Below are 13,752 nucleotides of genomic sequence, written 5' to 3'. Positions count from 1 at the left end.
CAACCCGCCAACCGCTCCACAGATCCCGGAGATCATTTCCCGGCGGGCAGGGGGTCGTGGCGGTGGCGCCAGATCTGGGTGATCCACAGCAGGACCAGCAGGTAGTGGGCGAGCATCGGCAGGCCCGCCGCGATCTGGGCAGGACGGGAGACGTAGTCCAGGTTCTCGGTGGTTCCGGCCACCGTGGCCGCCAGCCACAGCGGCGAGTAGTACAGGCCGACGAAGGCCGCCCACGCCAGCACCTGCGCGGCGGTGCGGCGCCAGTCCCGCTCGCGGAAGGCCCACGGCAGCGCGTCCACCAGGAAGGCCGCCACGATCAGCGGCAGCCACGTGTTGTGGTGGGACCAGGAGATCGGGGACATCTCCAGCATCAGGAACGCCGTCAGGCCGATCACCGACAGCCGCATCCCCCGCCGATCCAGCACCGGGATCACCGCGGCCGTGCCCACCAGCAGCACCGCGATCAGCAGCCAGTGCAGCCCCGACAGCAGCGCCGTCGGCATCTGCGCGTGGTACCCCTCCAGGGTCAGGTGCATCAGCCAGCCCTGCACCGAGATGTTGTCCGGGTAGTTGATGTTGCCCACCCGGGTGGGATCCGAGACCGCCGAGGTCCAGAACTGCACCGCCTGGTGCGGCAGCAGGAGGAAGCCCAGGGCGATCGTGCCCAGGAAGGACGCCCCGAGGGTCAGCACGCCCTTCACGTCCTTGCGCATCAGCGGAATGAGCCCGAAGACCAGCGGGGTGAGCTTGATGCCCCCGGCGATCCCGATGAAGAACCCGCGCGGCAGGCGGGTGGCCGGTCGCAGCAGATCCCCCAGCACCAGCAGCATGATCAGCGGATTGATCTGCACCAGCCCGATGCCGCGCCGCCACGGCCCCGAGAGCAGGATGACCGCGGTGAGCACGGCGATCGTCGTCGTGCGGCCCAGCTTGTCCTGGAAGGGGATCCGCCGGCCGCGGTGGTTGACGTAGTCGTACACGATGGCCGCGAACCACCACGCCACCGCCACCGAGAACGCCAGCATGATCGCCTGACCCAGCCACATCGGGATGAAGGCGAAGGGCAGCAGGATCAGCGCCGCGAACGGCGGATAGGTGAACGGCAGGAAGCCCCCACCCAGGGGCACCAGATCCCGGTCGTACAGGTCCGCGCGCACGCCGTCGCTGCCGAAGATCGTCGCAGCGCCCGTGCGGTACACGGAGAAGTCCAGCCCGCCCACCAGCATCGAGTACGTCAGCTGCGCACCCACCACCGCGACGACGACGACCCACGCCCCGATCTGCCAGGCGCGCGAGGGCCCGGGAACCGCGGCATCGCGGTCTCGGCGGGAAGGCTGGGGACTCGACGAGGCGGCGGGGGAACTCACCCTGCCAGGGTACCGTGCCGCTCGCCGCGCACCGCATGCACCGCGGTGACCACCACCAGCGCGTACAGGACCGCGGCGGGCAGGGTGCTCGCCGCTCCCCCGGTGCCCCAGCCGAACATCCCGGCGACCCACGGCCCCAGCAGCAGCGGACCGATGAAGAAGCCGACGCCGGCCACCCACGCGGCCGCGTCCAGCCAGATCCGCGCGCCCCGGGAGACCCCGCCCCACAGGCTGGGGCGCACCTCCCACGCCCACGCGAACACGGCCACCGGCAGCCACACGAAGTGGTGGATCCAGGAGATCGGGGAGATCTGCAGCATCAGGAACGCCGTCACGGAGACCTCGGAGAGCACCAGACCCCTCCGGTGCAGCAGCGGCAGCAGGGCCGACGTCGCCACCAGCAGCACCAGCACCAGCAGGACGCGCAGCAGGCTCAGCGCCGGCCCCGCGAGGTGCAGGTGCGTGAGCCACCCCTCCACGGAGATGTTGCGCAGATCGCCGAGCCCGCCGACCCGGGAGGAGTCCCACAGGGCCCCGGCCCAGAACTGCGCGGACTCCTCGGGCAGCAGCAGGAATCCCACGGCGACGGTCCCGGCGAAGCTCGCCGCGAGGGTCGCCAGGCCCCTGAGATCCCGACGCATCAGCAGGATCAGGCCGAAGGCCAGCGGGGTGAGCTTCAGCCCGCCGGCGATCCCCACGAGCACTCCCCGCGGCACCCGGGTGCCCGGACGCAGGAAGTCCGCGAGCACCAGCGCCAGCAGCAGCGGGTTGATCTGGCCGAAGCCGAAGTTGTCCTGCCACGGGGAGCTCGCGCAGATCAGGGCGAACACGAGCCCGACGATCGCGGCCGTCCCCAGGCTCGCCTGCCCGGGCAGGAGGACGCCGCGGCGGTTGACCGACGCCACCAGGACCCACGCCAGGCACGCCGCGACCGCGAAGGTCAGCAGCGCCACAAGCACGGAGCCCGAGAACCAGCTGATCCACGCCAGCGGCGCCATGACCAGGGCCGCGAACGGCGGGTAGGTGAAGGGGAGGGAGGAATCTCCGATCGTGGAGATGGGCCCGCCGTACAGGGAGGGCGCGGCCCCCGGGTCCCCGACGACGATGCGCGCGGCCTCCCGGTAGACCTTCAGATCCCCGGACCCTCCGAACACCGCCGAGGAGAACTGGCTCCACAGCATCCACGCGACGAAGGCCCACACCGCGGCGCGCAGCAGGACGAGGGCTCCCCCGCGGGCGGGTGGGCGAGCCGGCCGGTCCCGGTGACCCGCGGAGTCCGCGTCGGCCGGGGTGGATCCCGGACGGGCCCGGTTCATCCCCGGGCGGTCATCGCTCACCGGGCGAGACGGGAGGACCGGCCGGCTCCTCCGGAAGCGGCGTCGTCCTCATCGGCGGGGGCGATGGCGTCGGCGTCGTCCTCGAGGTCCTCCCGGGGGCGGTCCTTGGGGCGGGCGACCAGGTTGGTCGGGCCCTGACCGGCGGGACGGCGACGGCGACGGGTGCGCCGCGGGGCGGCCTGCGGGTCACGGGCCTTCTTGGGCATCCCGAGGATGCGGAAGAACAGCTCCGCGACCAGCACCGCGAAGGCCGCGTAGTACAGGTAGGGGGACGGGTACAGGGAGTAGACCCGCATGATGTTCCCGACCGCGGTGAGCACCAGGGCGGCGAAGCCCAGCAGCATCAGCACCGCGTGCACGACGCCGAAGCGCGGGGCGTCCTTGGTCCGCCACGCCAAGTACACCGCCATCAGCCCGAACAGCAGCGGGAAGAAGACCTGCCCGGACAGGGCGATGGTGTCCCCGGTGTACTGGTACATGCCCATCGCCTGCAGGATGGCGGCGGCGACGAGGGTGACGACGGCGGGTAAGGATCTCACGGGCGCCCAGTCTAGCCGCTGGCCCCGGGTTCCCGGCCGGGGTTCCCTGCCCGGCGTCTGCGCTCCCGGCCTCCACCGCGCGGGCCGGTAAACTCGCATGGGAGAAGCATGATTCGATGACGGCCCCGGGAGGCGCGACGACGGTGACGGTCCGGACGCGAGGCGAGCAGCAGGCACGACGCCCGGGCGGCGGCAGGTCCAGCTGGCACCGCCGAGCCTCCCGCCCGGTCACGGTGTGGATGCTCGTGCTGCTGTTCGCCGTGTTCTTCCACCGGTGGCTGCCCGAGGCCCGATGGACCCTGGTGCACCTCGTGGCCCTGGGGCTGATCGCCAACTCCATCCTGATCTGGTCCCAGCACTTCGCCGAGGCCCTGCTCAAGCACCGCCTCCCGGACTCCGCCCGCCCCGCCCAGCTGCGGCGGATCCGGACGCTGAACCTCGGCGTCGTCGTCCTGATCGCGGGGATGATGCTCACCCCGTACCCCGCCGTGCACGTTCCGGCGGTGCTCGGCGGGGCGGTGCTGGTGGGCGGGGCCGTCGCCTGGCATGCCGCCTCCCTGGGGCGCCAGCTGCGCGCGGCCCTGCCGGCTCGCTTCGCGGTCACGGTCCGGTGGTACATCACCGCGGCGTGGCTGCTGCCGGTGGGCGCGGTGCTGGGGGCGGTGCTCGGCGTCGCCGATCTCAGCGCGGCCGGGCACGCCCGGGTCCAGCTGGCTCACGAGGCGGTGAACGTGCTGGGCTTCGTCGGGCTCACGGTCACCGGGACCCTGCTGACCCTGTGGCCCACGATCCTGCGCACCCGGATGCCGCAGAGCTCCCTGCCGCGCCTGCGTCTCGCGCTGGGGCTGCTGCTGGCCGGCGTCCTGGGCGCCGCGACCTCGGCCCCGGTCGGCTGGCGCTCGACGGCGGCCGCGGGCCTGGGCGCCTACGCCCTGGGTGTTGTGGTGCTGCTGGGGTGGCTGGTGAGCGTGGCCCGCACCCGTGCCCCGCGGGACTACGCCGGGCTGTCCGTGCTGGCCGGGATCTGCTGGCTGCTGGCGGGTGCCGTGTGGACCGGGATCCTCGTGCTGCGCGCCGACTGGGCGGGTCTGGATCTGACCCCGGTGACGCCGGTGTTCGTCGCGGGCTTCCTGGTGCAGGTGCTGCTGGGGGCGATGACCTACCTGCTGCCGGCCACCATGGGCGGAGGGCCCGCCGCGGTGCGCGCCGGGAACCGGGAGCTGACCCGGCTGTCCTGGCTGCGGGTGACCGTGGTGCAGCTGTGCCTGATCCTGTTCGTCCTGCCGCCCGCGCTCACCGGGTCCTGGGTGCGGGCCATCGCCTCGATCCTCGGAGTCCTCGCCCTGGCGGCCTTCCTGCCCCTGATGATCCGCGCCGTGCGCGCCCAGGTGGCCGCCCGCCGGGCGATGATCGCCGCCCGGGCGGCCACAGCCGATCGGGGGCGTCCGGGCGATTCCGAGCCTGGAGCGGAGCCCGGGTCCGCGGCGGGGTCGGCCCCGTGGGCGCGGCCGGGCTCCGGGCCTGCCGCCCGGACGGACCCGGCCTCCGAGGCGTCCGGCCACGCCGCGGGGTCCCCGCCGAGCCCCCGGCGGGATCACGGCGTCGCGCCCGCGCACCCGCGGCGGGAGATCCTCGCCGGGGCGGGCCTGACCGCGCTGGGCGTGGCCGCGGGCCTGGCCCTGGACCCCTCGGGTCTGCAGCGGGCGCTGCACGGGCTGGGTCGGGAGCCGGCCGGCACGGGGCACACCACCCGGGTGGCGGTGAAGGCCACCGCCGCGATGCGCTTCGAGCCGGCCGAGATCACCGTGCCCGCCGGGGACCGGCTCATCCTGGAGGTCACCAACGCGGATGAGACCACGGTGCACGACCTCGTCCTGGACGGCGGAGCCACCTCCGGGCGGCTGGACCCGGGGGCCTCCGCGTCGGTGGACGCCGGGGTGATCACCCAGGATGTGGACGGATGGTGCTCGATCGTGGGGCACCGGCAGATGGGCATGACCCTGCGCATCCGCGCCGACGGCGCCTCCTCCCCCGGCGAGGAGTCCTCGGGGCGCGGGGACTCGTCCGCTGACGGGCAGGGCGCGGGCACCGAACCGGCCCTGGACCTGCAGGCCGCCCCGGGGAAGGATCACCGCACCCGCTCCGCGGTGCTGGCCCCGGCCGCCGTCGACGGGCTGGAGCCGAACGGGACGGGCGGGGTGATCCACCGGGTGACCCTGACCGTCACCGAGCAGACCCTGGAGGTGGCCCCCGGGGTGGCGCTGCGCGCGTGGACGTACAACGGGGATTTCATGGGACCGACCCTGCGCGGGCGGGTCGGGGACACCTTCGAGGTGACCCTGGTCAACCGCGCCTCGATGGGCCACTCGGTGGACTTCCATGCCGGGGACATCGCCCCGGATCAGCCGATGCGCACCATCGCCCCGGGGGAGTCCCTGGAGTACCGCTTCACCGCGCACGGGGCCGGGATCTGGCTGTACCACTGCTCCACCGCGCCCATGTCCAGTCACATCGCTGCGGGCATGTTCGGGGCGGTCGTCGTCGACCCGCCCGAGCTGCCGACGGTGGATCGGGAGTTCCTGCTGGTGCACAGCGAGACCTACCTGAAGACCACCGGCCGGAAGGACGACGCCGATCGGCAGCTCACCGAGGTGGACCCGGCCCGAGTGCCCACCGGGGTGCCGACCTTCGCGATGTTCAACGGCCACGCGACCCAGTACGCCGCCGAGCCCTTGGAGGCGCGCACCGGGCAGCGGGTGCGGATCTGGACCCTGGCGGCCGGGCCGAGCCTGGGGATGAGCTTCCACGTGGTCGGCGGGCAGTTCACCACCGTGTACAAGGAGGGGGCGTACCGACTGCTGGAGGAGCGCGACGCCTTCGGGCGCACCGGCGGGCGGGCCCAGGCCCTGGACCTGGCCAGCGCGCAGGGGGGCTTCGTGGAGCTGACCTTCACGGAACCCGGCACCTACACCTTCGTCAACCACTCCTTCGCGCAGATGGAGCGCGGCGCCCGCGGCCTGATCCGGGTGGAGTGAGGCTCCGGCGGCGCACCCCTCCACCGAGCCGGCGCATCCGTTCCCAGAAACGCGAAAACCGGGAACCGATGCGCCGCCTCGCGGAAGACCGAGCGGGACATGGGTACGGATGCGCCGGGTCGCGAGAGGCCGGGCTCGGGCGGAAGGGTCAGTCGGTGGCGGCGGGGCGGTCCGTGGCCGAATACTGGGACCAGGAGCCCGGGTACAGTCGCGCCCGCACCCCCGCGCTGGCCAGGGCCACGATCTCGTGGGTGGCGGTCACCCCGGAGCCGCAGTACACGATCGGCGTCTCCTGTGCTTCGGGGTCCACCCCGGCCTCGGTGAGCCGCGCGCGGATCTGCTCCGGGGTGCGTAACAGCCCGTGCTCGTCGATCAGGTCCCGGTGGAACAGGTTGCGCGCCCCCGGGATGTGCCCGGCGCGGGGATCCACGGGCTCCTCCTCCCCGCGGTAGCGCTGCGGGGCGCGGGCATCGAGCACGACGCCGCCCGAGGACGCCGTCTCCTGGGTCTCGTCGATGTCGGCCAGCCAGGAGTCCTCGAAGGGTGCGGCGGCGAAGGCCCCGGACTCCTCCGGCTCCGTCTCATCCGGCCCGACCTCCAGGGCGTCCTGACCGTGCGCGGCCACCCAGGCGGGCAGCCCGCCGTCGAGCACCGCGGCCTGGTGCCCGGTGGCCCGCAGCAACCAGACCAGCCGGGAGGCGGAGGCGCCGGAGGCGTCGTCGTAGGCGATGACCAGGGTGTCCTCGGCGATGCCGCTGATCTCCATCGCGGCGGCGAAGCGCTCCTCCATCGGCAGCGGGTGCCGTCCCTCCTCGGGGGAGGCGGGGGCGGCGAGCATGAAGTCGAGGTCCACGAACACGGCCCCGGGGATGTGCCCGGCCTCGTAGGCCTCCTCCCCGGAGCGCCCGTCCAGGTACCAGCGCACGTCCGCCACGCGTACGGGACGCCCCTCGATGGGCGCGGTGCGCAGGCGCTCGTCCTCGGCGGCCAGCTGGGCCTCCAGCTCCTGCAGCCGCTCGGCGGTCAGCTGCTCGGGGTTCTCCAGGGCGCGGGCCGCCTCGCGGGCGGCGGCCCGGTGCCGGGCGTTCTCGGCGGCGGCGTTCTCGGCCGCGCGCTGCAGGGAGGCGAGGTCGGCGACGGAGACGATCCAGGGCAGCTCGTGGGTCATGGGCCTCATCCTACGCGGGGGACCAGTGACGGCCCATAATGCGCATTGTTCGTACTAGATTGGAGGGGCAGCCGTGATCAGGGAGGATCCATGACAGTCCGCAGACCGGAAGACACCACCGTTCCCGCCGACTGGGACCCCCGTTCCCCCGAGGTGCAACAGGATCAGATCGCCGCCTACGACGCGCTGCGAGCCCACTGCCCTGTGGCCCACGACGACTACCTGGGGTACACCCTGCTCAGTCATGCCGACGTCGCCGCTGCGGCCCTGGACCCGCAGACCTTCAGCAACCGCGTCTCCGATCGGCACGTCGCGGTGCCCAACGGGTTGGACGGACCCGAGCACACGGCCTTCCGCCGCATCAACGACGCCTACTTCACCCCCGAGCGCATGGCCGCCGCCGAACCCGTGCTGCGCACCGTGATCCGCGAGCTCATCGCCGAGCTGCCCGCCGGACACCGCGTGGACGCGGCCGGGGAGTTCGCCCGCCAGTACGCCCTGCGCATCACCGCCGCCTTCATGGGGTGGGAGGAGGAGTATCGGGAGCCGCTGAGCGCGTGGGTTCAGCGCAACCGGGAGGCCACGCTGCGCCGGGACCGCGCGGAGATCGGTCGGGTGGCCCTGGAGTTCGACGGCACGATCCGCCGGATGCTCGCCGACCGGACGGGCTCCGCCGGGCTCGATGCCGAGGGCCGTCCGCGCGACGTCACCGCCCAGCTGATGCGCGACGTCGTCGAGCTGCCGGACGGCGCCCGCCCGATGACCGAACCCGAGCTGATCAGCCTCATCCGCAACTGGACCGTGGGCGAGCTGTCCACCATCGCGGCCTGCGCCGGGGTGCTGGTGCAGTTCCTCGCCTCCCACCCCCGCGAGCAGGAGCGGCTGCGCAGCGATCCTACGCAGATCCCCGCGGCCGTGGAGGAGATCATGCGGCTGCGGGACCCGCTGGTGAGCAATCGGCGCGTGACCACCCGCCCCGTGGAGGTGGGTGGCCGGCGCCTGCCCGCCGGGGCACGGGTCACCCTGAACTGGACCTCCGCCAACAGGGACGAAGCCGCCTTCCCCGACGCCGCGCAGTACCGACCGGACCGCGATCAGTCCGCGAACCTGGTGTACGGAACCGGAATCCACGCCTGCCCCGGCGCACCCCTGGCCCGGCTGGAGCTGCGGCTGCTCGTGGAGGAGCTGCTCGCAGCCACGACCGCGATCGAAGAGGCCGGGCCCACCGCCAACGAGGTCTATCCCGTGGCCGGGTTCTCCTCGGTGCCCGTCATCGTCCGCCGCTGATCGCCGACCGCGCCGGGCGAGGGCGCGCCGCGCGTCGGCATCGCCTCAGCCGTCGCAGGTGCGGGCGTACTTCTCCTGCTGCAGCCGCATGATCTTGTCCACGTAGCTGCGGGTCTCCGGGTAGTTCGGCACGCCCTTCGCGTCCTTCACGGCGTTGGGTCCGGCGTTGTACCCGGCCAGGGCGTAGCGGATGAGGGCGTCCTCGTCGTCTCCGGCCAGGTCCGCCAGCTCGGTGCGCAGGTACTTCATGTACCGGCCCTGCGCGGCGATCGCGTCGTGCTCGTCCATCGGGTCCCCGTCCCCGCCCCAGATGTCCCAGGTGTCCTGGGTGAACTGGGCGATGCCCATGGCCCCGGCGTGGGAGTGGGCGTCCGGATTCCAGCCGGACTCGGCGTCCAGCTGCGCGGCCAGCACTCGCACGGGGAAGCCGGATTCGCGGGAGGCGCCCTCCAGGTCCGTCACGAGGTCCTGCGGGATGGGGCGGGAGTCCGCGGCGGTGCAGGTCTCATCCGCGGGCACGTAGTCGGTGACGGCCAGACCCACCGCGCCGACGACGAGCAGCCCGAGAGCCGCGAGCACCTGCCAGTGCTGAACGGCGGCACGCAGGGCACCCCGTCCCCGCCCGCCGCGGGCCCTCTCCTGTGATTCGCTCATCGCGCCCCAGCATACGGGACGCCCCGTCGTCGTCCGGGTGGCGACGCCGGGGGCGCCGTCGCCGCTGGGAGGCTCGGACTGTGCGCGTCCCGCTTTGCCGGCCTCCGGTGCGAAGCGCAGGATGGAATCAGCGATCTCCGGCGCAGACCGGGAACCCGGCCGCGGAAGGAGGAGCGAGGATGAACGCGGATCCCGAACAGGAAAGCCGGGAGGAGCGTCTGGGGGTGGTCGGGCAGGCCGCGCAGCTGATGCTCACCCACGGCAGCACCACCTCGGGGACGGTGCAGGCCGTCGAGGATCTCTCCCGTCGCCTGGAGGTGCCGGTGCGCCTGCTGCCCGAATGGGACGGCTCCGTGCTCGCCTCCCCGGACGGCCGGCTCCACCGGCGCCTGATCGGCTCCCCGACCGGGGTGCACATGGGCGTGGTCGTGAACGCCATGGCGCAGCTGCGCGCGCAGCCGAAGCCCTCGGCCCGCGAGCTGTCCCGGCGCCTCGAGGACGCCGCGTCGACGCCTGCCTACCCGCTGCCGATCTTCGCGCTGGCCTGCATCACCGGCGCCTGCTCCCTCGCGGCGATCTTCGGTGCCCGGCTGCCCGTGTCCTATGTGCTGGTGGCGGTGGCCGCCGGGCTGGGCGCGGTGATCCGGCGGTGGCTGGGTGGGCGCGGCGTCGGGCCGATCGGCCAGGCCTTCGCCGCCGCGCTGCTCGCGGGACTGGCCGGGGCGCTGACCGTGCACCTGGGCACCGCCAGCGACGCCCGCCTGGTCGCGGTCTGCCCGGCGATGGTCCTGGTCCCCGGCCCGCACCTGCTCAACGGGATGCTGGATCTGGCGGCTCGGCGCATCACCCTGGGCTGGGCCCGGCTGGTCTTCGGCACCCTGATCGTGGTCGGCATCAGCATCGGGCTGCTGCTGGGCCTGGCCCTCGGCGGGGCCCAGCTGCCGGTCCACGCGGCCGGTCGCTCGGTCGCCTGGTGGATCGACGTGCCGGCGGCCGCGGCGGCCGCCGCGTCCTATCCGGTCTACTTCTCCCTCCAGGCCCGCTACATCCCGCACGCGGTGCTCGCCGGGGCCGCGGCCCACGCGGTGCGGTGGGTGCTGCTGGGGCCGGTGGGCGCCGGCGTCGTGGTGGGTGACTTCATCGCCTGCCTGGTGGCCGGGCTGGTGGTGGCCCCCGTGGTGCTGACCCGGCACGTGCCCTTCGCGGGGATCGGCTTCGCGGCGGTCGTGGCCCTCGTCCCCGGGGTGTTCGTGTTCCGCACCGTGGCGGGGCTGATGGACCTGGTGACCGGGCCGAGCCAGGATCTACTGCTCAGCGTGACGACGGACGCGGCCACGGCCGCCCTGAGCCTGGCCGCCATGACCCTCGGGCTGCTCACCGCCCACGGCCTCGCGGTGCGGCTGCGCCCCCGGCGGCTGCGCGCACGGTCATAGACCGGTTCCGGGGACTCCCGGGGCCCGGACCGCGGGCCGGATGCCGCGAGGCGGCGCATCCGTTCCCGGAATGGAGTTTTCGGGAACGGATGCGCCGCCTCGGCGCTGAAGCATCGGCTCGCTCGGGCTCAGAGCACCTCGGCCAGGCGCCGCACCCCCTCGGTCAGGCGGTCCGGGGCCACCGAGGAGAAGGCCAGGCGCAGGTTCCGGGCGCCCGGGCGGGTGCCGGCGTCGTCCACCGCGCCCCCGGCCGGATCCGTCCCGGGCGTGCGACCCATCGTCGGGTCATCGTGGAAGGCCGTGCCGGGGACGAACACGACGCCGTTGTCGATCGCCGGGGCCAGGGCCTGCGAGGCGTCGTCGTACCGGCCGCCCTCCGGCAGGGTCAGCCAGGTGAAGAAACCGCCGGTCGGCGTCGTCCACCGGGTGCCGGCCGGCATGTGCTCGCGGCACGCGGTGAGCACGGCGTCGCAGCGCTCCCGGTACAGCGCGGCGGTGCGGCGGGTGTGCGACTCCCACAGCCCCTGCCCCATGAACCCCAGGACCAGGCGCTGGGAGAGCACCGACGGGCAGATCGTCACCGCCTCCCCCGCGATCTGCAGGAACTTGCGCACCCGCGGCGGCGCGACCATCCAGCCCACGCGCACCCCCGGGGAGAACACCTTGGAGAAGGACCCCAGGTAGATCACGGCCTCCGGGTCGTAGGAGTGCAGGGACGGCAGGCGCTCACCGGAGAAGGACAGCTGACCGTACGGGTTGTCCTCCACCACCAGCACGTCCTGCTCCCGGCAGACCCGCACCAGCTCGGCCCGGCGATCCTGCGCCAGCGTCACCCCGGTGGGGTTCTGGAAGTTCGGGATCGTGTAGAGCAGCTTGACGCGCTTGCCCTGCTCCTTCAGCTCCCGGATGCGGGTCTCGACGGCGGCCGGATCCAGGCCGTCCTCGTCCAGGGGCACCTGGCGCACATCCACCTGGTAGCCCTCGAACACCCCCAGCGCCCCCGTGTACGTGGGGCCCTCCGCGAGGATGACGTCGCCCGGATCGCAGAACAGCTTGGTCACCAGGTCCAGACCCATCTGGGAGCCCGCGGTCATCTGGATCTCCTCGACCCGCGGGTGCGAGCCCTCCGAGCGCATGAACTCGGTGACCAGCTCGATCAGCGGCTCATACCCCGCCCCCGAGCCGTACTGCAGGACCTCCAGACCCTCCTCCGCGATGATCCGCGAAGCCATCTCCCCCAGCTCCTGCAGCGGCAGCAGCTCCAGGTCCGGGTTGCCCCCGGCCAGGGAGACGATGCCGGGGCGCATCGCGACCTCGAAGACGTCGCGCACCGCCGAGGGACGGAAGCCCCCGGCGCGCTCGGCGAAGCCGCGCATCAGCCGCGCGTCGGCGCCGGTGGCGCCCTCCATCAGCTCCTGGATGCTCGGCACCTCAGGCCTCCTTCCGGCCGGTGGTGTCGGGGGTTCCGGCGACGTCGGCCACGGGCACCACCCGAACCTCGTCGCGCCGGGCCCGTCCGGGGCGAGCGCCGTAGACGGCGTCGGCCTCCCCGTAAACCGGGGAGCCGGCGTCGGCCCCCGCGCCGAGCGAGAGCAGGGTGATGAACTCGTAGACGATGTGGGCGGCGGCGATGCCGGTGATCTCGGCGTGGTCGTAGGCCGGGGCGACCTCCACGACCTCCGCACCTACCAGGTTCAGCCCGCGCAGGCCCCGCAGGATCTCCAGGATCTCCCGGGAGGTGGCCCCGCCGGCCTCGGGGGTGCCGGTGCCCGGGGCGTGGGCGGGGTCCAGCACGTCGATGTCCAGGGAGACGTACAGCGGACGGTCCCCGATCCGCTCGCGCAGGATCTGCACGACCCGGTCCACCCCGAGCCGGTAGATGTCCGCCGAGGAGACGATGCCGAAGCCGAAGCGGGCGTCGTCATCCAGGTCCTCGGTGCCGTACAGCGGGCCGCGGGTGCCCACGTGGCACAGGGCGTCCGTGTCCAGCAGGTCCTCCTCGAAGGCCCGGCGGAACGGGGTGCCGTGGGTGTACTCGGCGCCGAAGTAGGTGTCCCAGGTGTCCAGGTGCGCGTCGAAGTGCAGCAGGGCGATCTTCCCGTGGCGCTCGGCCAGGTTGCGCAGGTTGGGCAGCGCGATGGTGTGGTCCCCGCCGATCGTGACCAGGCGGGTCCCGCCCTCGGTCAGCTCCCGGGCCCCGGCCTGCATCGCGGCCAGCGCCTCCTCGATGTCGAAGGGGTTGCCGATGATGTCCCCGGCGTCGGCCACCTGCACCCCAGCGAAGGGCGAGTGGGACTGCGCCGGGTTGAAGGGCCGCAGCAGCCGCGAGGACTCCCGCACGTGGTTGGCGCCGAAGCGGGCGCCGGGCCGGTAGGAGACGCCGGTGTCCCACGGCATCCCGGCGACGACGACGTCGGCGTGCTCCACCTCGTCCAGGCGAGGCAGTCGGGCGAAGGTCCCGCTCCCGGCCCAGCGAGGCACCTGCGCGGCGTCCACCGGGCCGAGGATCTGCCGCCCGTCCGAGGCCGTGGTGGTGACCCGCCGGGGACGCGCGGAGAAGCTCGCGGCGGGGGTGGGGGTTCCGATGGATCCGGTGGTTTCGGTGGGGTCTTCAGCGGGGTGCTGGTCCGTCATGGGATGCTGCTGCCTTTCGACGACGAGGATGTGATCTGCGTCGTTTCCCATTGTGCAACAGAAGTTGCCCCAGCGCTTCCCCTTCTTCGAGGACCCGCACTCCCGACGCCCTCCTCCTGCATCGACCCGGCGCTCCCGTACCCACCCCTTGCGCTCGAGACACCCTCACCCCCACCGACCCGGCGCCCTCGTACCCACCCCCTCACCGACCCGGCGCTCTCGTTCCCGAAAACGCGAAAACCGGGAACGGATGCGCCATCTCGCCGGAAGAACCCGTACGAACGGGAACGGATGCGCC

General features: G+C 73.2%; 10 protein-coding genes. 3 read left to right on the top strand and 7 right to left on the bottom strand.

The genetic code is table 11. The features are described from left to right. Window positions 1–32: 32 nt before the first annotated feature. From KKR01S_RS06180 to KKR01S_RS06170, 3 genes are read right to left on the bottom strand one after another with little or no spacing between them, the layout of a single operon-like run. Window positions 33–1,367, bottom strand: a complete 1,335-nt coding sequence (locus tag KKR01S_RS06180) for a glycosyltransferase 87 family protein (RefSeq protein ID WP_100463756.1) — start codon at window positions 1,365–1,367, stop codon at window positions 33–35. Then, window positions 1,364–2,683 (bottom strand): glycosyltransferase 87 family protein, encoded by a 1,320-nt coding sequence (locus KKR01S_RS06175; RefSeq protein WP_133143478.1) that lies wholly within the window; start codon window positions 2,681–2,683, stop codon window positions 1,364–1,366. Before KKR01S_RS06175 ends, KKR01S_RS06180 begins: the two co-directional genes overlap by 4 nt. A gap of 17 nt (window positions 2,684–2,700) precedes the next feature. After that, window positions 2,701–3,243: a hypothetical protein gene (locus KKR01S_RS06170; RefSeq protein WP_058730446.1), complete on the bottom strand. Its 543-nt coding sequence runs from the start codon at window positions 3,241–3,243 to the stop codon at window positions 2,701–2,703. 116 nt (window positions 3,244–3,359) lie between these two features. Between KKR01S_RS06170 and KKR01S_RS06165 the strand changes: the two genes are divergently transcribed. Further along, window positions 3,360–6,278 carry a multicopper oxidase domain-containing protein gene (locus KKR01S_RS06165; RefSeq protein WP_131800590.1) on the top strand — a complete coding sequence of 973 codons (2,919 nt, stop codon included), beginning with the start codon at window positions 3,360–3,362 and terminating at the stop codon, window positions 6,276–6,278. Window positions 6,279–6,426: 148 nt separating this feature from the next. Here the strand turns inward: KKR01S_RS06165 and KKR01S_RS06160 are convergent, their stop codons facing one another. Beyond that, window positions 6,427–7,446: a sulfurtransferase gene (locus KKR01S_RS06160; protein ID WP_081101600.1), complete on the bottom strand. Its 1,020-nt coding sequence runs from the start codon at window positions 7,444–7,446 to the stop codon at window positions 6,427–6,429. Between the two features lie 90 nt (window positions 7,447–7,536). Between KKR01S_RS06160 and KKR01S_RS06155 the strand changes: the two genes are divergently transcribed. After that, window positions 7,537–8,733, top strand: coding sequence for a cytochrome P450 (locus KKR01S_RS06155; protein ID WP_058730448.1), 1,197 nt, complete (start codon window positions 7,537–7,539; stop codon window positions 8,731–8,733). A gap of 45 nt (window positions 8,734–8,778) precedes the next feature. On the opposite strand, the gene KKR01S_RS06150 is transcribed toward KKR01S_RS06155, so the two are convergent. Further along, on the bottom strand, window positions 8,779–9,387 hold the full coding sequence (locus KKR01S_RS06150) for a lytic transglycosylase domain-containing protein (RefSeq protein WP_081046026.1): 609 nt from the start codon (window positions 9,385–9,387) through the stop codon (window positions 8,779–8,781). A gap of 179 nt (window positions 9,388–9,566) precedes the next feature. On the opposite strand from KKR01S_RS06150, the gene KKR01S_RS06145 reads away from it, so the two are divergent. Further along, a complete protein-coding gene (locus KKR01S_RS06145) occupies window positions 9,567–10,820 on the top strand; it encodes a threonine/serine exporter family protein (protein WP_058730450.1) in 1,254 nt (417 codons plus the stop codon). Window positions 10,821–10,948: 128 nt separating this feature from the next. On the opposite strand, the gene KKR01S_RS06140 is transcribed toward KKR01S_RS06145, so the two are convergent. After that, window positions 10,949–12,250 (bottom strand): aminotransferase-like domain-containing protein, encoded by a 1,302-nt coding sequence (locus tag KKR01S_RS06140; RefSeq protein WP_242650359.1) that lies wholly within the window; start codon window positions 12,248–12,250, stop codon window positions 10,949–10,951. A gap of 1 nt (window position 12,251) precedes the next feature. Next, a complete protein-coding gene (gene speB, locus KKR01S_RS06135; RefSeq protein ID WP_081046027.1) occupies window positions 12,252–13,454 on the bottom strand; it encodes an agmatinase in 1,203 nt (400 codons plus the stop codon). Between the last annotated feature and the right edge of the window lie 298 nt (window positions 13,455–13,752).

It is taken from the genome of Rothia kristinae NBRC 15354 (assembly GCF_001570865.1).
Classification (GTDB): Bacteria; Actinomycetota; Actinomycetes; order Actinomycetales; family Micrococcaceae; genus Rothia; species Rothia kristinae.
Note: the sequence above shows the minus strand (reverse complement) of the source record. Positions and strands in the feature narration are given on the sequence as shown.